Genomic DNA, 20,653 nt, shown 5'->3' on the forward strand with positions numbered 1-20,653 from the left:
TAGTAAGTTTTTCTTTGCTTTTTAGTCTGTGGTGTTATTTCGTTTCGGTTTGCGTTCCTCAATCACGAAGTTGTATTTCTCTACTAACTTGCTGTATGTCACCCGGCAAGCCCCCTTTACAGGTGTAGAATCACTTTGTCCATTATCCTCGCCATCGCGTTTGAACCGTATCTGTTGCTTAAAACTGTCCCAGTCAGGATACCCTTCGAGTGCCGCGATTTCGGTCTGCAACTCGTCGCGGTCAGCCGGTGCGGCCTGATACGTGCGACGATAATGCAGTGCATATAATTGGTACAATTGCGGGAAACGCAGGTCAATCATCAACTCGTTGCCTACCTTCCGGAAGGTAAAATGAACCTCCTCGTGCACCATGTACGAATCGTAGAGTTGCTGAATGATTTCGAAGAACACCGAGAGGGCGGTTTTCTCAGCCATGATCCGGTGTTGTCGGCGTACGTTATCGGCCCCGATCTGAACCAGATCCGCCAGAATATCCCGTGCTTGGTCGCTTTCGGTCAGTCCGATCACCTTCTTGCAGGCCAGTATGTAGCCCACAGCTAGTAGCTGCGCCATGTTGGCAAAAAATCGCTCTGCCACCTTCTCACCCACAAACTGCGCTTTGATATGCCGATACAGCAGATCGTAGGCGGCCGGGTATTCTGCCTCTATCAACGCTCGGTGGGGCAGCAGCTCCAGTGTCAGGCATCCTAAGCCTTCGTCCTGCCAGGCTTCGAGCTGATCGAACGCTACGCGCTGTTCAGCTGATTTGTCCTGGCTTGTGATCGGTACAAACACGCAACGTGAAAAGAAAATCGGGTTGGCCGGAATGTAGTTGCTGGTCAACGCCAGGGCGGAGAAAATCTCCATCGCATCCGTTTCATTCGAGCCAGTCGTACCGGCTTTTGAGAGATGGTACCCATCATTGTCATAGGCTGCCTGCAGCAGACCCTCGGTACTCCCCAGTTCGTTATGGAACTCGTCAAACCAGATAATCGTATTACTGGCCTGCCCCATCAGTTTCACCAGGGCCGACTCGGTATTTTTCGACTTCAAATTCACGCCCTCCTGTTTCCGACCGAAGGCCGATGTCAGGATCCGTGCCATCGACGACTTCCCGGTTCCTGCGCCCCCCTTCAGAAACAGGATAGGCGAAAAGTTTTTGTGCTTGATGGCCACGTCCCGAAACACACTCATCAGATAAAAACAGAATGGAATCAGGGCGTTATGATGGCCGTGGGCATCAGCATACTTCTGGAAAAACGTATTGAGGGTAAGCCGGTGATCAGTCAGCGTAAACCGCTTGGCTTTATGGCGGTTATTAACCGGCATCGACAGGTGAACCGGCGTGCCGGCGTCATCAATGCACACCATCCCAAATTCATCCGGTACAATCTGTACCCCCTTGCGGTCCACGGCCACATTGGCGAAGAAAAACACGCCCGAGGGTTGGTGATACCCGTAGCGAATTACTTTGACTGCCTTGGCAAACTGAGTGCGGGTAAAGAGGTATCCGTGCAGTTCAGAGAGTTCAGAGTCTGACAGCTTCAGGGCAAACCGTTTTCCGGCAACCAATTTTTTCAGGCGGCTCGCACTGGTAAAATCGTCGTGCGGCACCTCTACGTAGATCGGATCACCCTCCTGCGGCCGGATCTCCAGTACCCAGGTTAAATTTTCATACTCGTCTTCCGTCTGGTATTTAACGTAGAGCAGAAAGTTCTCCGCAATGGTATTAAACGTGGCTTTACCCGACTTAATCCGAATCTTACACTCCTCCAGATAATAGTAAACCGAGTCCGAGCTATCCAGAATATGCTTTCGCTTCTTCTCCCGATCAGGCTCCTGGCTGGGTAGTTCTGGCTCGGCCCCATCGGCCGGCTCGGGCGTAACGGCTTCTGTAGTTGAACCGGCCGGCACGGGCTCCTTTTTGCCGGGTTTCGATATATCTACCCCGTAATCCTGAGCAATGCTGAAGAACTTACCGGGCGTAGTGAAGATTGACGTAGCCAGCGCATTATCGAACTTGGCATCAGTGGCAGCGGTATCGTAGGACGGATTGAGTTGGCTGACCCGGTGGAACAAGTCACGGCCATCTTCTCCCAGTGTTTTGAGGCTGAAAGCAATGAGTAGCCACTCCTGCGAGTAATCGCCCGTTATATCGAGTTGAGCCTGTTCAATCCGTTCCACCACGGCGAGCGCGTGCTTATACGTAGCCGACGCATTTCGGATCTCCTGTTGGATCGTACTGGGCTTTGCCTTCGCAGCCTTCAGGACCAGCCCTTTGATCTGATACGGCTGAGCATTGGGGTTAACGAAGATGTTTGGATCGTGACTCAGATAGCATGGGCGTGATACATCACAGCCCGATGCATCAAGCTGATAGCCATACGTCTGCTTAATATATTCGGCAATATCACCGAATGATTCCAGGTGTCGGTCAGGCTGTGCCAGTTCAAAGATCATCTTAAACCGCCCTCCAGAGGGCGATTCAAAGCCGACCAAACAGTGTGGGTCTGACTGCAATTGCAGTCGTGTGGACTCCAGATCAGTAATGTCCTTGTCAAAATCAAGCATCAACAACGAACTGTGTTGATACAAGTTTTTGGCTTTACGGTAAGGGTTAAACGTTCCGGAAACAGTTACGTAGTCGAGTTCTGCCTTTCGCTCTTTTCGTTGTGCATCGGTCTCGGAAGCGCGTACCCTGGCTATTGCCTCGGCATAGAACACGCTACGTATTTTCTCGACTAACTCAGCCAAAGTGATGACCTCAGTTGGCTTCTTCCGATCTATTCCTCCTCTATAAAAATGAAAGCGGTATTCGTTCAATGGCTTTGCCATGTCTATTCGATTTAAGGCTGGTAGGGTAATTTGGGTGTCGGCCGGCAGCGGCCATATCCCAGTTGTCGTAGCTCCCGGATCCGGGCGTCGATCGCTCGCAGCTCTGCCCCTTTGTGCTCATCCCGGTAGCGGGTCAAAAACGGCAGGTCTGTCACCATATGGAGGGGTTTACCTTCGTGGGCCCCCGTGCGGATCCAGTGTGTCATGGCGTCAGATCCGTTTCGGTGTAAAACGCCCGCTGACAGGTGTAATCGGCATCCATCAGATGATTGCCCATGTCCCACAGAAAATCCTCCTGGTCTTTCTTGCTGCTAAACCCAAACACCACCTTGCGGCCCTTGCCACGCGTGTAACGGTAGGCTTTGCGGGCTTTGGGGTCCATCTGTAAGCCCAGCACCATGCTCTGGATTTCCCGGAGCGTGAAGCCCGTGTACCCCGGCGACTTGGCACAGAACTCCACCACGCACTGATAGTCGACCCGTACCGGCAGGTTAGACAGCGGAATCTTGGCGATCGCTTTCATATCCCAACCTCCTCTCTTCTCACTTCATTGATCTCAAAATCATCATGGTCTACAGTCCAATCATCGATTGATATCAGCTCAATACCATTCTCTCCGTTTAGGGTCATACAATACCCTTCTTCATTTTTAAAGCTTTCTTCTCTTATCCAATCCAGACCAGAATCGCCAGATTTTTCAAGTAAAAGTGGACCGATATACCAGCAAAAAGCTTGTGCATAATCACCTTTAAACTTATTCAAGACACTCTCCCAACCGTACCAAAATTCGACAACCTCTTTGAGCGTACTTGCAGCCTTTTCTTCATCGATTTCAAGCAGTGCCTCCCACTTCCATTCATAGTCGAGCCTAAATCTTCGCTTACCCATTTTCTTGTCGTTTAATTAGCTTGGGTTATTGTGCTACGTAGTGTTTGGTAGGCACCCTGCCGGTGCAGCTCGCGGATACGTTGCCCAACGGCCTGGTATTCGGCGTTGGTGATGTTAGGGCACTGGGACCGGTAGAGAATCAGGGCATCCATATCGTTGATGGATTGCAGGGCCTTACCGGTCAGCGGCCCATGCCGAAGAATGTAGTCTGTATTCATACGCGTCGGCTCAGGTACTGGAGCCAGCAGTTGCCAAAGTTTGAGAATGAGTGAGGGGAACAGAGCCAATACCGCCAGCCCGATGCTGAACAAGGCCAATCCGTACCAGTGCCAGAGATGTAGTGTTACAGGGTTCATTGGCAGAAGTGGGCCCCCGAACGCCCGAACCCAGCAGAGCCAGGAGCGGGGCGTGTCAACCACCTACCAGCCTTTACAGGCGTTCGGGGGCTCCGATCTATGGGTTAGGGAATGCAAACACACGGGTAATGGGCGTCGCCAGAAATGCCGCCAGCTCACTCAGGATCTGTTCACGGGAGTACTCGCGGATAATAGCGCAGCAGCTCAATTCTTGGGCCCGGTACAGAAAGGAGGCAAAGTGCCTAAACAGGCAGGCATCCCACAGGCTGAGCTGATGGTTACCACTCTCCGTTGGCATCAGGCTATCGAGATCAACCAACTCATAGGCCCGGTAGCCTACTGGAGCACCGGCCAGATGCGCCACCAGCAGTTTAGTAACCGCTTGGTCAAGCAGCTCCAGAGTTACCTCCGAGAAATGCAGAACACAGTTCTGGTTAGGGTGACCATCCTGATTGGCCGAGTAGTACGTCTGAAGGATGCTGTGAATAGCAGAGGTGGGGTTCATGCCTGGGCAGTGGTTGAAGGGTGAAGAACAGACTCCGTTGACTGGGCCAGAAAGAAGATCAAATCGTTTTTGGCCTTCTGAAGCGAGTAGCAGGGCGTCAGAAAAAAAAGGTTACCGTTCGGCATATACGCGTAGGGCCGATACGTTTGCCGTTTCGGGCAAAACCGAACCACTCCAGCCACAATCGGCTGTTGTTTGGGCACGCCATCCAGGCGTTGCTCTTCGGCAATCTGTCCGAACACCTGCATGGTGTCCGATACACGCTCCCATACGGGTCGGGTGTAGGTAATGCGTGGCATTAGTTTTTGCTGGGGGAAATAGGCGTGAAAAACTTCGTGTCGTTTACGTTGAAGGTGAAGGCCGGATTCAGCCCCACCCGTGCCAGATGCGCGTTGACTTGCCGGGCCAGCAGATGTATTATGCCGATCATTTCGCCCAGCTCTACGCCATCCTGGCTTACCTGAGTCATCACCTGCTCACCCCGTACCACACTCACCAGCAGAACTCCATCTGCCCGCAGGTCTTTGCGGGTTTCGCTGCACAACGCAGCCTGAAACTCGGTATAGTCGTCATTCATCGTTGTCATAGAAATCGGTCGTCTAAGGGGTTGCGTTTTTGGAGGAATGGCAGGGCGATCACCACCGCCAGAATCAGGAGCCAGATCATGACATGAGTTTCATTTTTTGCCGTGACAGGCGCTTACTCGCTTTCGCTTTTAGCTGGATATAGTGCTCAGCCGCTTTCTCCACTGCGGTGGTTAACTCTGGGTCAGCCACCCGGCCTAACCATGCATTACGCCAGCGAGTGGCATAGGTTAGGCGGTCCAAATCGGGAAAAAACTGAGAGATATAGACCAGCACATCCTGCTGTCCAATGCCAGCTGGCAGCGCGTTCCTGGCTGCCTTCATTTTATTACGCCACTCACCTGAAGCAGTGGCCGCTTGTACTCGCTTTTTTGCCATCCGCGCAGAAGTTTGGTCATTCACACATTTTGGAGTTGTGTATAACATGGTTCACTCTATCTTGCACTACGTTTTCTGGTACTACCAGATTTGGTAGTGCTAAATTCAAGTAAAACTTAAGATTTGTCAAGTAAACTCCGAAAAATATTTTGGACAGGAATACTCTACCTATGAAAATCAAGGAATTACGGAGAAAGAAAGGGATCACTCAAGAGAAGCTTGGGGTAGAAATTGGGGTGTCTGGAGCAGCAGTTTCAGACTATGAGCGGGGAAAGTCTCAACCAGACCTTGAGAAGCTCTTAAGTTTAGCCCGAATTTTTGAAGTATCAGTTGAGGAATTAATCGGAGAGTCACCAATGATCACCAATGATGAACCGGGCGTTTATGTGCAGGGCAACATCAGATCAGTAAAGAATAACATCTCCGAGCTATACACTCAAATACCCTTCATTTCCGTACGTGCTCAGGCGGGTGTATCTAAGATCACCCATGAGTATTGTGACCTGCGCTGGGTGGAAGAAACCTACCCTGTTTTCCTGCCTATTACTGTCATTAATCAGGATAGTGTAGCGATTGAAATCGAAGGTGACAGCATGGAGCCGACTATACGAGATCGTGCTATTGTGCTTGCCAACAACATTCACGGAAATGACTGGCAGTACGAATCCGGTGGAGTGTACGCCGTGCTCTTCGGCCCCGGCAAATTTGTAGTGAAACGTATCCGTACGAATGATATGCGCTCAGAGGGTCAGCTACGCCTGCATTCCGACAATGATCTGCACGGTACTATCACAGTACCTGCAAACGAGATCCACTGCATGTGGAAAGTCGTGAGTAAGATTTACGAGCCTGTTCGCTGATGAGATACCCGTACCGAACCAATAAGACGATGATAATCGTGGTGATCGTTGCCACCATCCTGAAGGGTTTGTACGACTACTTCACTTCCTAACACTCCATTTATGTATAGACTTCTCCTTTGTGTATTCCTCTTAGTTGGAACCGTTCATGCCCAGAACTTGCCCACTGATGAATCTGGAAACGTTCGATTTCAACGTGTCGTAGAGCTTGGCGATACCAGCCAAACAAGTAAGGTGCTGGCAACCAAAGCACGCTCCTGGGTAGTGCGTGCGTTTAAGTCAGCCAACGATGTAATCCAGCAATATGAACCTGCTGATGGTATTCTAATAGCAAAAGGGAACAGCAACCTTAGCTACACGATCACCTACCGAAGTATGGGTATGACCAGTGCTGCACCAGTCAATCAGCGTCTGTATTTCATGCTCACCATCGAAACCAAAGCCGGTCGGTACCGAGCCACTATCGACCAACTTACTGTCAAGTCCCCAGCCACAGCATACACCCCAGAAATGGAGGCTCCAATCAAAGCAGAAGCAACCACAGAAGAACAGGCTTACGAACAAATGCGGGCGGTCAAAACACCCATGTTTGGCGATAAAGCAAAGCGAACGTGGGCTAAACAGACTGTCGAAAATCAGGAGCGTTTACGGTCACTGGTTGTCTCTACGTGTGAAGGCTTACTGAGCGATCTGGAGACGTTTATGCGCCAAAAATCAGACAAAAAAGACTGGTAAAACTGGCACTAAATCGGCAGTGGCAGCAGTCACCTACAATTTTCCATCACTTTTAAAATCTAACAAATTGTACCTCAGCACACTCCTGTGGACGTTTTTGCAAATTGGGGAAGTTTTCGAATCCTGCCACCCCGACTGACAAGACCCGACTGATTTTACAATCAGTCGGGTTTCTTGTTTTTGTCCCTGTCTCTTTGCCAACCGGGCCTCGGGTCAATATACTATCCTGACCATACACAGAAGGCGGTTAAAAGAGTACACCATTTTTGTTACTGCCCTCGCCAATTTCATGAGATATCTACGGGTAAAATCGCGCGCTTTTTGGCTGTATCCAGCTACTGTAAGTTACTCATTATACCCAATTCACTACCACGGAATGATACAATAACCGAATTATCAGAAGCTGTTTATTCCAAATAGTGCCATTTTATTTTTCAAAATACCCTCTGTCCAGACCTATAAATTTTCTCTTCTAAGGAAATTCTAATAATTTTCTAAGTATCTCTTTATTTAAGGGCAACTAATTGCGTGCTGAATCAACCGTTAAGATTAAAAACCCGTTAATTAGGGTGTAATCTTAACATTCGGACATACGCATTATGAACGGCTCTACAGGCACCTTTGCCTTGTTACTTACCACGATATTAGCTGGTTGCTCGAATCAGAGTGACACCAAAAAGGAGGAATCAGACCCGGCCGTGCCGGTGATTCAGCTTACCCAGCGGGATGCCACACTCGATAACGATTACGCCGGTCACCTCGAAGCCGTACAAAATGTAGAGGTACGCGCCCGGGTGTCGGGCTATCTGGATAAAATACTGGTTGATGAAGGCCGGCCGGTGCGCAAAGGGCAATTACTGTTTCAGCTCAACCCCGCCGAATACCAGGTTAAAGTAGCCGAGGCTCAGGCTAGCCTCGAAAGTGCCCAAGCCCAGGCTCAGTCGGCCGAGGTAGAGATGGGCCGGGTAAAATTGCTGGTTGATAAAAACGTCATTTCACCTTCTGAATTAAAACTGGCCCGCGCCAAAATGGAAACAGCCCGGGCTACCATCGACCAGGCCAAAGCCGCACTGGCCAACGCCCGGCTGATGGTGTCGTTGACGAGTATTCGGGCACCCTTCGATGGGGTCATCAACCGGCTTCCGTTCAAGCAGGGTAGTCTGGTTGAAAACGGTACGCTGCTGACTACCATCTCCGACCTGAGCCAGATGTATGCCTATTTCAACGTATCGGAAAAGGAGTATCTGGCTTTTGTGAAAAAGCGGCAGGACCCCGGCAAAACCACCGTTCGGGAGGTAGAGCTGATGCTGGCCGACGATACCCAGTACCCGCACAAAGGCCTTATTGAAACCACCGAAACGGTATTTGAAGGTAACTCCGGCACTATTGCTTTCCGGGCACGGTTTCCGAACCCCAAACAACTACTCCGACACGGGGCTACAGGCAAAGTTCGTTTGACCACCGATGTCGACGATGCCCTGCTGGTACCCCAGAAAGCCGTGTTTGAGGTACAGGACAAAAACTTTGTGTACGTAGTAGACGGCGGCAATAAAGTACGGACGCGCAGCTTTGTCCCTCGCAGCCGGGTCGATCAGTTTTACATTGTGAAGTCCGGCCTGAAGCCGGGCGACCGCGTCGTGTACGAAGGGATTCAGAACCTCAAAGACGGCATGACGATTGTGCCCCGCCCCCTCAATTCCGATAGCCTCCGGGCTTTGTTTGCATCGGCCGATTAACCGACTTTTCAGTAAGCTTCGATCCTCATGTTCAATACGTTCATAAAACGCCCCCTCCTATCCACGGTCATTTCCGTACTGATTGTGCTGTTGGGATTACTGGCGTTGACCAACCTGCCCGTTACGCAGTTTCCCGACATTGTGCCGCCCTCGGTAACCGTAACCACCAAGTACACGGGAGCCAGTGCCGATGTGTGCGTGAAGGCCGTTGCCACCCCGCTCGAACGCGCCATCAACGGGGTACCCGACATGACCTACATGACGTCGATTTCGGGTAACGATGGTACTACACTCATTACGATCTTTTTTAAGGTAGGTACCGACCCCGATCTGGCGGCCGTAAACGTGCAGAACCGCGTAACGACCGTTCTCGACGAACTTCCCGAGGAAGTAATTAAAGCTGGGGTAGTAACCGAGAAAGAGGTAAACAGTATGCTGCTGTACCTCAACATTATCAGCGAAGACCCCACGGTCGACGAAAAATTCATCTACAACTTTGCCGACATCAACGTATTAGCTGAGCTGAAGCGAATCGATGGGGTCGGTTTTGCGGCTATTATGGGTAACCGCGACTACTCGATGCGGGTATGGCTCAAACCCGACCGCATGACGGTGTACGAGGTTTCGGCCGATGAAGTGATCGGGGCTATTCGGAAACAGAACGTAGAAGCGGCCCCCGGTAAAGCGGGCGAAAGTTCTGGGTACGATCCCAATGTGTTACAGTACGTATTACGCTATACCGGTAAGTTTTTCGAACCGGCTCAGTACGAAAATCTCGTATTACGAGTCAACAGCGATGGCTCAATTCTGCGTCTGAAAGACGTAGCCGATGTGGAGTTTGGCTCGGTAAGCTACGAGGTTCTCTCCAAAACCGACGGTCGGCCTTCGGCGGCTATCATGCTCAAACAGCGGCCGGGTTCCAACGCCAGCGAGGTAATTGCTGGTGTGAAAAAGCGGATGGCCGAGCTGAAAGAAACCTCGTTTCCGCCGGGCATGACCTACAACTATGCCTACGACGTGTCGCGGTTCCTCGACGCTTCGATCCATGAGGTAGTCCGGACGCTCATTGAGGCCTTTATTCTGGTGTTTATTATCGTGTTTGTGTTCCTGCAAGACTGGCGCTCAACGCTCATCTGCGCCCTTGCCGTGCCGGTGGCGCTTGTGGGTACGTTTGCGTTCATGAGCACCATTGGCTTCTCCATCAACCTGCTCACCCTGTTTGCGCTCGTACTGGCCATCGGTATTGTGGTCGATAACGCGATTGTGGTGGTCGAGGCCGTGCACGCCAAAATGGAGGAGACCGGGATGACGCCCCGCGCGGCCACGTTTGCCGCCATGGGCGACATTGCCGGGGCCATTGTTGCCATTACGCTCGTGATGTCGGCGGTGTTTGTACCGGTGGCCTTTATGTCGGGCCCGGTCGGGATTTTCTACCGGCAGTTCTCGCTCACACTGGCTATCTCAATTGTTATTTCGGGTGTCAATGCGCTTACGCTCACCCCCGCCCTGTGTGCTATTTTGCTGCGGCCTGCGCACGGCGACCAGAAAGGGCTGATGGGCCGATTCTTTGCTTCGTTTAACCGGGGTTATGAATCGCTGGCGCGCAAATATGAGGGGTTACTTCGGCGGATTGTCAACCGGGGGACTATCACCTGGGGCGTGTTGTTCCTGTTTGTGCTGGCCACCTGGGGTGTCAACAAGATTCTGCCGGCTGGCTTTATCCCAACCGAAGACCAGGGGATGATCTACGTTAACGTAACCACCCCTGTAGGTGCTACCGTTGACCGGACGGAGAAGGTACTCGACGCCATTGAAGCCGTCGCATCGAAATACGAAGCCGTCGAAAACGTGTCGACGCTGGCGGGTTTCAGTCTCCTCACCGACGGGGCCGGGGCTTCGTACGGTATGGGTATGATTAACCTCAAGCACTGGGACGACCGTACGGTAACCATGCGCGAGCTGATCGAAAAGCTGGAGCAAGACACCAAGCACATCACCGACGCCAGTATTCAGTTTTTCCCGCCACCAACGGTTCCGGGTTTCGGTAACTCCAGCGGTTTTGAATTGCGGATGCTCGACCGGGGCCGGAGTGGCGATCTGAACAAGACCGCTACAGCTGCTAAAGATTTTATTGCAGCCCTCAAAAAGCGGCCTGAAATAGGCGATGCCTTCACCAGTTTTGACCCTAGTTTCCCGCAGTATCTGCTGCATGTGGATCAGGAGAAAGCGGCTCAGAAAGGCGTTTCGATTGACAACGCCATGAGCACCCTCCAAACGCTGATGGGTAGCTACTACGCATCGAACTTCATCCGGTTTGGGCAGATGTACAAGGTGATGGTACAGGCCGCGCCTATGTATCGCACCAAGCCCGAAGATGTGCTCAACATGCGGGTGAAAAATGAGCAGGGTGAGATGGTGCCTTACTCCAACTTTGTTCGGCTGGAGCGTGTGTACGGCCCTGAGCAGCTCACCCGCTACAATATGTACACGTCGGCCATGATCAACGGCGAAGCAGCCCCCGGCTATAGTAGTGGTGACGCCATCCGGGCCATTCAGGAGACAGCCGAAAAAACGCTCCCGCAGGGCTTCGGTTACGAATGGTCGGGTATGACGCGGGAAGAAATTCTGTCGGGTGACCAGGCCCTGTACATTTTCGCCATCTGTCTGGTGTTTGTGTACCTGCTGCTGGTGGCTCAGTACGAGAGTCTGTTTTTGCCTTTACCAGTACTGCTTTCTCTGCCAACGGGTATTTTCGGTTCGTTTGCCTTTCTGCAGCTGGCGGGCCTGCAAAATAACATCTACGCCCAGGTGTCGCTTGTGATGCTCATTGGATTGCTGGGTAAAAACGCCATTCTGATTGTGGAGTTTGCCAACCAGCGCCAGAAAGAAGGCCTGTCGATTATTGATGCCGCTCTGGAAGGGGCCGTATCACGTCTGCGACCGATTCTGATGACCTCCTTCGCCTTTATTGCCGGTCTTATTCCGCTGTGTATTGCCTCGGGAGCCGGGGCCATGGGTAACCGGTCAATCGGAACGGCGGCTGCGGGCGGTATGCTCACGGGAACCCTGTTCGGGCTCATCCTGATTCCGGGCCTGTACGTGTTCTTCGCCAAACTGGCCGCGCGATTCAGTTCAAAAAAATCGGCCGACATCGAGCCCCATGATCACCCTGCCCAATCGGGCGATGGGGCTTCAGTTACCACCCAAAATCACGTCAACGGTGCAATTGTTCACTCATAAATCAGTTTCGCTTTTTTCCGGCTTTCTGTTCGCAGGGGCCATCCTGAGTAGTTGTCAGGTGCCCCGAACGGCCTTGCCAACATCGGGTAACGTGGGGCCCCGCCCCACGGCCTTTGCTAACCAAACCGATACGTCGGGCATTGCCAAACAGAACTGGCGCACGTTTTTCAACGACCCGCAACTAGTGCAGCTGATTGACACGGCCCTGGCCGGCAACCTCGACCTGCGCATTGCCACCCAGCGGATTGAGCAGGCCCGGGCAGCTTTCGATTACACGCTCGGGTATCTGGCCCCGCAGGTCAACGCAACGGCCTCGGCCGGGGTGGACCGGTACGGCTGGAATACGCTCAACGGGGTGGGTAACTTCGACACCAACCTCTCGCCCAACATCCGGGGCAGTCGGCGGATACCCAACCCCACACCCGACTTTTTTCTGGGCGCCCGGAGCACGTGGGAGATCGACATCTGGGGTAAGCTCCGCAACCGGCGCAAAGCCGCATACATGCGGTTTCTGGCTTCGGAGAAAGGCCGCTACGCTATTGTAACGGCGCTGGTTGCCGAAGTAGCCCGGTACTACTACACCTTGCTGGCGCTGGATGGCGAACTCGAAATCATCCAGAAAAACATCGAGCTTCAGCAAAATGCCGTTGATCTGGTCGGTATTCAGAAACAGGCCGGCCGGGTTACCGAACTGGCCGTGCAACAGTTTACGGCTCAGCTGCTGAACACCCGCAGCCGACAGATTCAGCTGCAACAACAGATTGTACAAGCCGAAAACGAACTGAACCGGCTGCTGGGTCGGTACCCGCAACCGATTCCGCGGGGTCAATCGCTCCAGATGCGCGAGCTGCCGGGGCAGGTAATCACGGGGCTCCCCGCCCAGATGATTGCCCGTCGGCCCGACATCCGGCAGGCCGAGATTGAACTACAGGCCGCCAACATTGACGTGGACGTGGTTCGGGCCGAGTTTTTACCAAGCCTGAACCTGAACGCTTACATTGGTCTGCAATCGTTCCGGGCCGAGACGCTCTTCAACCCCGCTTCGCTGGCGGCCGGGGTGCTAAGCGGTCTCGCAGCCCCGGTGTTTAACCGGCGGTTCCTGAAAGCCAACTATGGGCAGTCGGTAGCCGTAAGCCGGGAAGCCTTCAACCGGTATCGGCAGACCATTCTGAACGGATACAGCGAAGTAACTACTAACCTGCGTGGCGTGGAAAATTACCGGCAGGTGGCCGAGTTGCAAGCACAGGAAGTTGACGTACTCCGGCAAGCCGTGAGTGTATCAAAAGATCTGTTTACGGGGGGGTACGCATCGTACATTGAGGTGATTACGGCGCAGCGAAGTGTGCTCGAGGCCGAACTCGCTCTCATTACCACCAAACAGGCTCAGTTTACCTCTCTCACCGATCTATATCGGGCGTTGGGCGGTGGCTGGGAATAGTAGTTCCATTTTTTTTAGACAATTATTGGACTCTCTACCGGACCGGACGCCAGGCATTTCCAGGCGTCCGGTTTTGTTTTTTTTCGGCCCCTCTGCGTACATTCTTCGTCGGTAAGTAAGGTGAAAAACCACGCAATGCGCTTTATAGAGACAGACGGGCTACCGACACACTGGGTGCCGCGACAAACCTTTTTTATGAAAAAACGAATAACCCTCCTTCTGAGCTTTCTGCTGGCTGTAACTACCCTCTACGGCCAAAGCACCATCTGGACCGCCGAAAAAGCCAATGCCTGGTACGCCAAACAGGGCTGGATACGTGGCTGCAACTTCCAGCCTAGCACGGCCATCAACCAGCTCGAAATGTTTCAGGCCGCTACCTTCGACCCGCAAACCATCGACCGCGAGCTGGGCTGGGCCGAGGGACTGGGCCTTAATGCCATGCGTGTGTACCTCCACCACGTAGCCTGGACGTCGGACCGCGAAGGCTTCAAAAAGCGGCTCGACCAGTACCTCCAGATTTCGAATCGGCACGGTATCAAAACCATTCTGGTGTTTTTCGATGATTGCTGGAACGACACCTATCAGGCTGGCAAACAACCAGAACCCAAGCCCGGCGTACACAATAGCGGCTGGGTGCGCGACCCCGGCACCATGCTTCTGAACCACCCCGACAGCCTACCCATGCTGGAGCGGTACGTGAAAGATGTGATGACCACGTTTAAAAACGATGAGCGGATTCTGCTGTGGGACTTGTACAACGAGCCCGGCAACAGTGGCTTACTCGACAAAAGTATGCCTTTGCTCAAAGCCGTGTTCAGCTGGGCCCGGGCCGTTAACCCCTCGCAACCCATTAGCGCGGGAGTCTGGAGCTGGAGCAACAAGTTTACCGAACTAAACAAGTTTCAGCTCGAAAACTCCGACGTGATTACGTACCATCACTACGGCTACATCGACAAGCACAAGGAGCTGATTAAAGACCTCCGCAAACATAACCGCCCTCTTATTTGCACCGAGTACATGGCCCGCCGAAACGGCAGCTTGTTTCAGACCATCATGCCGATGCTGAAAGCCGAAAACATCGGGGCCATCAACTGGGGGTTTGTGTCGGGTAAAACAAACACCATTTTCGCCTGGGACACGCCTATTGCCAACGGCAAAGAGCCTGAGCTTTGGTTCCACGACATCTACCGGAAGGATGGCACGCCATTCAGCCAAAACGAGGTGGACACGATCAAGGGCTTGACGGGCAAAAAATAGGACTGTTTGCGGCCGTTAGCCATGACCCACAAACCTTACTTACGCGTTTTGGGGGCCATCGCCGTGGCGGTGGCCTGTTTTTTCCTGCTCGGTAGCTGGATGCGCCCGACTAAGTCGGCGAAGCCCAATGTAGTCCTGTTTTTTATGGACGACCTGGGCTACGGCGACCTGTCGTGCACCGGAGCTATGGGTTACCAAACACCCAACCTCGACCGCATGGCCGCCGAAGGGAGCCGGTTTACCAATTTCCTGGTAGCACAGGCGGTTTGCTCGGCCTCGCGGGCAGCCCTGCTGACGGGCTGCTACCCCAACCGGATTGGATTAACGGGCGCACTCGGCCCCAACTCGCCCATTGGCCTCAATGCCAATGAAGAAACGCTCGCCGAACTGCTGAAAGAACAGGGCTACGCCACCGGCCTGTTTGGCAAATGGCACTTAGGCGACCAAGCCCAGTTTCTGCCCACCCGGCACGGTTTCGATGAATATTTTGGGGTGCCTTACTCGCACGATATGTGGCCCCTCCACCCCGATCAGGCCCGGGCCAACTACCCGTCGCTGTTTCTGATGGAGGGTGAGCAGCGGACGCGCGAGGTTAAAGACCTGAACGATGCCGCCGAACTCACCACAGCCTTTACCGAGCGGGCGCTGGGCTTTATCCGAAAACACCGCAAAGAGCCCTTTTTTCTGTACATCCCGCACCCGTTACCACACGTTCCGCTGGCGGCTTCGGCCCGGTTTCGGGGCAAAAGTGGGCGGGGTTTGTTTGGTGATGTGCTGATGGAAATCGACTGGTCGGTGGGGCAGGTACTTAACGAGCTAAAAAAACAGGGTCTCGACAAAAACACCCTTGTCCTGTTTATGGGCGACAATGGTCCCTGGCTTAATTACGGCGATCATGCAGGGTCGGCCGGGGGGCTGCGCGAGGGCAAAGGCACCTCTTTCGAAGGCGGGCACCGGGTGCCCTGTCTGGTTCGGTGGCCGGGGGTAGTACCAGCGGGCCGCGTGAGCAACAAACTCCTGACCGCCCTTGATGTGTTGCCTACCGTAGCCCGAATTTGCGGAGCCCGCTTGCCCAAACAACGCATCGACGGTGTCGACTGGCTGGCGTTACTGAAAGGTGACGAATCCGTGACACCCCGCGATCATTTTTATTATTACTACCGCCGTAACAGTTTGGAAGCAGTTCGAAAAGGCGACTGGAAACTGGTGTTTGCGCACCCCGGCCGCACCTATGAGGGCTATCTGCCGGGGCAAAACGGCAAACCCGGCCCCAACACGGAGAACCGACCCTTCCCCACCGCTTTGTACGACCTGCAACGTGACCCCGGCGAGCGGTACGATGTGCGCGAGCAGCATCCCGAACGCGTAGCCGAGCTGGAAAAACTGGCCGAACAAGCCCGCGCCGATTTAGGCGACGACCTGCAACAGCGCCCCGGAACCAACAACCGGCCGCCTGGTCGGGTTGCATCCCGGTAAAACAGAATCGCCCGGCGTATCGAAATACACCGGGCGATTTATTTAGGCCTGTGCCAGATCGGCCTGGGTGTAATGGTGCAACGTTTTGATCACCTTCGGAATGGTAAAGAAAAACGTGGTTCCCTCGCCGGGCGTACTTTCGAGCCAGATGGTGCCGCCGTAAATTTCGATTACTTTTTTGCAGGTCGCCAACCCGATACCCGTACCGGAGTATTGCCCCCGCCCATGCAATCGCTGGAAAATCTCAAATACGCGGTCGTAATACTGTCGGTCGATACCAATGCCGTTATCACTGATTGAGAACCGGTACTGATCCCCTTCGTCCTTTACATTAATCCTGATTTGGGGCGTCACCCCGGCCCGCCGATACTTCAGACCATTGGAAATCAAGTTCTGGAATACCTGTTTCAAGTCGGTTCGATGACCGGTCAGGGTAGGCAGATTACCTACCTCCACATCGCCACCCACTTGCTGAATTTCGGCCTGCTGATCCTCCAGCACTTCGGCTACCAGTTCGTTCAGGTTTACCTGGGTAAACGACACCTCGCTCCCCACGCGTGAGAACTCCAGCAAATCGTTGATCAGGTGACGCAGCCGTTCGGCCGCAGCCGCCGAAACACCAATAAGCCGCCGGGCGTCGGTGTCGAGTGCCGCACCGTGCTTGCTTTCGAGCAAGGTCAGGTAATTGGCGATGGTTTTGAGGGGCGACTGCAAATCGTGCGACGCTACGTAGGCAAACTGCTGCAACTCCTGATTGGAGCGGGTCAGTTCCTGCATCGCCAGCATCCGGTACGATAGCTCCCGGTCGTATTCTTTGGAGGTTCGGAGGCCAACCGCTTCGTTGAAATACCGGAACAAGGCAATAACGGTAGCAATGGAAACGGCCCCGGTCAGAAACCGAATCAGTGCGTTGAGCCGGTAAGCAGGGTACCAAAACATCATGGCGTCGATGAGGTGGGTAAGACCACACAACAGAATAAACGCCCCAAACAGCCAGAACACGCCCGGCAGCGGAACCCCTTTTTTGATCAGTACAAACCGAATCAGAATGAGTGGAATGGTCATGTACGCCAACCAGATGGTCAGGTCTGAGGCTATGTATAACCATCCGTGAAAATCCGTCCAGCGTCCGCAATACCACCGAGGTGGCCAGTCGCTCATATCGGTTAGGCGGCTAAAAAACTCAAACAACTCGTTCATATCGAAGGTAGTGATGTACTCGGGGGCAACCGGTTGACTTTCGCGTATGCAATCCGTTGCATATAACTCATAAATATAAGAGGTAATGCGGGGCTCAGCCGCTTTTGCCGGGTAAAAGTTATCGACTAAACAACCCGGTTACTCTGTCTTACCTATGCTACCCACAGTGGGCTCTCTACTAACGAATGGCTATGCGATTAGTTACGTCTATCAAATTAAAAGCCCCATAAATTGTCCCTATATTTCCAGCTGGTGAAGCCTACCAGACTCCCAGTACCTGAGCTTTGAAGCCAAGTACCTAAGCTACGGGAACATTGGGGTAAAAGAGAAACAAAAAGCCAAAATACACCGCAACGGGCCGCTTTGTTGGGATTGCGGGCTTCATACGTTACCTTTGCGGTGTTGCAAAACGGTCCCGTAGCTCAGCTGGATAGAGCATCTTCCTTCTAAGAAGGCGGTCCTTGGTTCGAATCCAAGCGGGATCACGTTAACAATCAGCCACTTACGCTTAAGCTTGAGTGGCTTTTTTGTTGGCGGTTTACAGGTCCGGTTACACAACCTCTTCCTGAGGCCCCATACAAACGCTAAGAACCCCCGTTGCGGACGCTACTATGCCTCTGCAACGGGGGTTTTTACGACAAGCATATTGCCGACTGCCGGCCAGCCTATCTCGTTATTTTACAACTTCACAATCTTGCGGGTTACGCGCTGGCCCTGTACCTGACCGCGCACAAAGTACACTCCACCCGGCAAGGCCGACACCACAAACCGGGTCGTGTTGAAACCCGTTTTGGCCTGAAGTACGTTTGCCAGCTTCACATTGCCCTGCGCATCGAGCAACTCCAGCCGTACCCCCGGCTGATCGGCGGCACTAAAGTACTTCACCTCGATCAGGTCAGTGGTTGGGTTTGGGTAAGCCTGCACCGACAAATCAGCGACTGACTCCTGCGTGCTTTGGGGATCGATACCCAGTTGAGCCTGCTTGTTCTTAAGCACTTCGCTCAGCGAAACAACGCCGTTCATTTGCTCCAGTGGGTGCGCCGACATAGTGGCTCGCTGCCCTGACCGCGAATAAAAGCTACTCCGCACATTCAGCGCCAGCTTCGACTCAGCCAGTTGGACAAACTTATCTTCGGTATCGAGTACCTGCACCTGCTCCGGAGTACCGCCATTGCCTTTAAACGTAAACAAGGCAACGGGCTCGCCACTCGCAAATGGGCCGTAATTGGTTTCCTGCGGAGACTTACCAATGATGTAATACGCCCAGTCGGCGTCAACGGCACCTGTCTGCACTAAAGCAGCCGGGGGTACCAGTTTGTAAGGCGTTTTATCCCAAACACCCCGTACATCGCCCACCGACGTGAGCACAAATGCTTTGGGCACCTTGAGCGAAAACTGAGCCGTAGCCCCTCGGTCGTCAGTTTCGGGGTTGTTGGCATTCGGGGTATTATAGTTCGGAATCAACCAGGCGGTGTACAGGCTTGTGGCCGGTTCGTACGTCACCATGTACCGAACGTCGCTCGACGAGGTCATCACCCGGCTCTGCGCCCACGCATGGGTACCCAGCAACCAGACCAGCACCATAAAGCCAATGCGTTTCATAAGGTTTAATTAAAGACGTGATTTGGTTTTTTTGATCGTAAACGGCACACAAAGGTCGGGCGGGCAGCAGTTGCCATCCTCTACCACAATTGGGCAGCAACCCGTGATCGGGCAGCCTGCCGACGACGATTCGACGGTGTAAACACCCGTCTGGGTCAGCGTTGTTGAGCTACCCGTTGCAAACAAGACGCCGTTGCGGAACCAGCGCACATCGGTGTACCGGGCGGGTACGCTGACAATAAACTCATCGCCTGCGCACAACTTCACCGGTACCGATGTACAGGCGGTCGCTTCGTTATTCGCCGGGTTAGGGTCCTGGCTACCGGTAGCCGTTACACTGGCGGTATTAGTCAGTATCCCTTCGGCCTGAATCAGGACCGTCAGCACGAGCGTGGCCGATTCACCAGCCGCCAGGCCGCCAATTGTCCAGACACCACTCGTCGCATTGTAGCTCCCTTTGCTGGCAACCGGGGCTCCCTGCAGCACGGCCGCGCCATTGCGCGTGAGGGTATCGAGGGCCGTTACGCCCACCGCACTACCGGGTCCCAGGTTCTGAATCGTAACCGTAAAACTCACCGCAGCCCCCACAGCCGCCATCGATTGGCTCACCTGCTTTGTTACGAGCAGATCGGCGGGGGTGTTCGAAGCCGGTACCACATCGAGACTGATGCCCGCCGTCACGCAGAGCGTAGGCTGGGTCAGGTCACAAAGTGTATAGCTAAAACTAACGGGGCCGGTGTAGCCGGGAGCGGGCGTGTAGCGGATAGTACCATCGGGGTTGACAGCCGCCGTACCACTATTGGGCGCACTCACCGTTACGGTTACGCTCGAAACACTAATCGGCAGGCCATCGCGGATGTCGTTGGCCAGAACATTCAGCGTTACCGACGTACCCGCCGTCAAGGTCTGACTGTCGGGAGTAGCCTGCAACAGGGTGCATTGAGCCGCCGGGCCGGTTACGTCCCGAAACTGCTCCAGCGGGTTCTGATTACCACCCGATGGCTGACCCGAAACCGAGTAAAAGCTGTTGGCCACATTGAGCGAAAAGCGGTTGTCGGCCTGCACAATGAACGGATTCCCCGCTTCGAGCGGGCTGATAGCGCCGAAGCAACCATTACCCCGAAAGGTAAACAAGGCCACCGGCGTACCGCTCACAAAAGGGCCGTAGTTCGTTTCCGACGCTGATTTTCCGATCACGTAGTAGTTAACGGCCGGATCAAGGCCCGAGCCCGTCCAGTCCTGATTCGCGTTACCGGGCCCCAGACGGAGTGGTGCCTTGTCCCAGACACCGCGCACGTCGGTGATTTCGGTAAGCAAAAATGAAGCCGGTACTTTGAGCGTAAACTGAGCCGTACCTCCCCGCTCGTTCGCCCCCGTGTTGTTGGCATTAGGCGTACTGTAGCGAGGTACCACAAAAGCCGTGTACCGATCGGTGACCCGGTCGTACGTAACCTGATAATCCACTACGTTGGACGACTGTTGGGCATGGCCAACTCCGACTGAGAGGAACAGGCAGCTCCAGATGAGTACGCTTAAAATTCGTTTCATGATAGCACTGATTTA

At 53.6% G+C, this 20,653-nt stretch carries 19 protein-coding genes and 1 tRNA gene; 8 read left to right on the forward strand and 12 right to left on the reverse strand.

All coding sequences use genetic code 11. The features are described 5' to 3' along the window. Positions 1-21: 21 nt before the first annotated feature. The 9 genes from F5984_RS20620 to F5984_RS20660 form a co-directional block, all read right to left on the reverse strand. Positions 22-2,835 (reverse strand): BT4734/BF3469 family protein, encoded by a 2,814-nt coding sequence (locus tag F5984_RS20620; protein WP_152126096.1) that lies wholly within the window; start codon positions 2,833-2,835, stop codon positions 22-24. Between the two features lie 11 nt (positions 2,836-2,846). After that, the gene (locus F5984_RS20625) at positions 2,847-3,041 is read right to left on the reverse strand and encodes a hypothetical protein (RefSeq protein ID WP_152126097.1); all 195 of its coding nucleotides are present in this window, start codon (positions 3,039-3,041) and stop codon (positions 2,847-2,849) included. Beyond that, positions 3,038-3,358 (reverse strand): hypothetical protein, encoded by a 321-nt coding sequence (locus F5984_RS20630; RefSeq protein ID WP_152126098.1) that lies wholly within the window; start codon positions 3,356-3,358, stop codon positions 3,038-3,040. The genes F5984_RS20625 and F5984_RS20630 overlap by 4 nt, the downstream gene beginning before the upstream one ends. After that, positions 3,355-3,723, reverse strand: coding sequence for a DUF2528 family protein (locus F5984_RS20635; protein WP_152126099.1), 369 nt, complete (start codon positions 3,721-3,723; stop codon positions 3,355-3,357). Before F5984_RS20635 ends, F5984_RS20630 begins: the two co-directional genes overlap by 4 nt. A gap of 11 nt (positions 3,724-3,734) precedes the next feature. Further along, complete coding sequence (locus F5984_RS20640; protein ID WP_152126100.1) at positions 3,735-4,079, reverse strand: hypothetical protein; 345 nt, start codon at positions 4,077-4,079, stop codon at positions 3,735-3,737. A 97-nt stretch (positions 4,080-4,176) separates the two neighbouring features. After that, complete coding sequence (locus F5984_RS20645; protein WP_152126101.1) at positions 4,177-4,584, reverse strand: hypothetical protein; 408 nt, start codon at positions 4,582-4,584, stop codon at positions 4,177-4,179. Next, the gene (locus F5984_RS20650; RefSeq protein WP_152126102.1) at positions 4,581-4,883 is read right to left on the reverse strand and encodes a hypothetical protein; all 303 of its coding nucleotides are present in this window, start codon (positions 4,881-4,883) and stop codon (positions 4,581-4,583) included. The genes F5984_RS20645 and F5984_RS20650 overlap by 4 nt, the downstream gene beginning before the upstream one ends. Further along, positions 4,883-5,170, reverse strand: a complete 288-nt coding sequence (locus F5984_RS20655) for a hypothetical protein (protein ID WP_152126103.1) — start codon at positions 5,168-5,170, stop codon at positions 4,883-4,885. The genes F5984_RS20650 and F5984_RS20655 overlap by 1 nt, the downstream gene beginning before the upstream one ends. 76 nt (positions 5,171-5,246) lie before the next feature. After that, positions 5,247-5,546 carry a hypothetical protein gene (locus tag F5984_RS20660; protein WP_152126104.1) on the reverse strand — a complete coding sequence of 100 codons (300 nt, stop codon included), beginning with the start codon at positions 5,544-5,546 and terminating at the stop codon, positions 5,247-5,249. A 170-nt stretch (positions 5,547-5,716) separates the two neighbouring features. Here F5984_RS20660 and F5984_RS20665 point away from each other — a divergent pair, with 170 nt between their 5' ends. The 7 genes from F5984_RS20665 to F5984_RS20695 all read left to right on the forward strand — a co-directional run bounded on the left by F5984_RS20665 (position 5,717) and on the right by F5984_RS20695 (position 16,288). Then, positions 5,717-6,406 carry an XRE family transcriptional regulator gene (locus tag F5984_RS20665; protein WP_152126105.1) on the forward strand — a complete coding sequence of 230 codons (690 nt, stop codon included), beginning with the start codon at positions 5,717-5,719 and terminating at the stop codon, positions 6,404-6,406. A 102-nt stretch (positions 6,407-6,508) separates the two neighbouring features. Further along, entirely contained in the window at positions 6,509-7,141 is a 633-nt protein-coding gene (locus F5984_RS20670; protein ID WP_152126106.1) for a DUF4468 domain-containing protein, read from the forward strand. A 599-nt stretch (positions 7,142-7,740) separates the two neighbouring features. Further along, positions 7,741-8,877 (forward strand): efflux RND transporter periplasmic adaptor subunit, encoded by a 1,137-nt coding sequence (locus F5984_RS20675; protein ID WP_152126107.1) that lies wholly within the window; start codon positions 7,741-7,743, stop codon positions 8,875-8,877. A gap of 27 nt (positions 8,878-8,904) precedes the next feature. After that, positions 8,905-12,117: an efflux RND transporter permease subunit gene (locus F5984_RS20680; RefSeq protein ID WP_152126108.1), complete on the forward strand. Its 3,213-nt coding sequence runs from the start codon at positions 8,905-8,907 to the stop codon at positions 12,115-12,117. Then, entirely contained in the window at positions 12,062-13,555 is a 1,494-nt protein-coding gene (locus tag F5984_RS20685; protein WP_152126147.1) for a TolC family protein, read from the forward strand. Before F5984_RS20680 ends, F5984_RS20685 begins: the two co-directional genes overlap by 56 nt. 195 nt (positions 13,556-13,750) lie before the next feature. Continuing rightward, positions 13,751-14,812, forward strand: coding sequence for a glycoside hydrolase family 2 TIM barrel-domain containing protein (locus F5984_RS20690; RefSeq protein ID WP_152126109.1), 1,062 nt, complete (start codon positions 13,751-13,753; stop codon positions 14,810-14,812). Positions 14,813-14,911: 99 nt separating this feature from the next. After that, the gene (locus F5984_RS20695; RefSeq protein ID WP_185155600.1) at positions 14,912-16,288 is read left to right on the forward strand and encodes a sulfatase family protein; all 1,377 of its coding nucleotides are present in this window, start codon (positions 14,912-14,914) and stop codon (positions 16,286-16,288) included. Between the two features lie 42 nt (positions 16,289-16,330). Here F5984_RS20695 and F5984_RS20700 read toward each other — a convergent pair whose 3' ends face one another. Continuing rightward, positions 16,331-17,488 (reverse strand): sensor histidine kinase, encoded by a 1,158-nt coding sequence (locus F5984_RS20700; RefSeq protein ID WP_152126110.1) that lies wholly within the window; start codon positions 17,486-17,488, stop codon positions 16,331-16,333. Between the two features lie 411 nt (positions 17,489-17,899). Here F5984_RS20700 and F5984_RS20705 point away from each other — a divergent pair. Continuing rightward, positions 17,900-17,973 (forward strand) — tRNA-Arg (locus F5984_RS20705). A gap of 193 nt (positions 17,974-18,166) precedes the next feature. Here F5984_RS20705 and F5984_RS20710 read toward each other — a convergent pair. Further along, positions 18,167-19,090, reverse strand: coding sequence for a T9SS type A sorting domain-containing protein (locus tag F5984_RS20710; RefSeq protein ID WP_152126111.1), 924 nt, complete (start codon positions 19,088-19,090; stop codon positions 18,167-18,169). A gap of 9 nt (positions 19,091-19,099) precedes the next feature. Continuing rightward, positions 19,100-20,638: an Ig-like domain-containing protein gene (locus F5984_RS20715; protein WP_152126112.1), complete on the reverse strand. Its 1,539-nt coding sequence runs from the start codon at positions 20,636-20,638 to the stop codon at positions 19,100-19,102. Positions 20,639-20,653: the final 15 nt, after the last annotated feature.

The sequence above is a fragment of the Rudanella paleaurantiibacter genome (genome assembly GCF_009184635.1).
Lineage (GTDB): Bacteria > Bacteroidota > Bacteroidia > Cytophagales > Spirosomataceae > Rudanella > Rudanella paleaurantiibacter.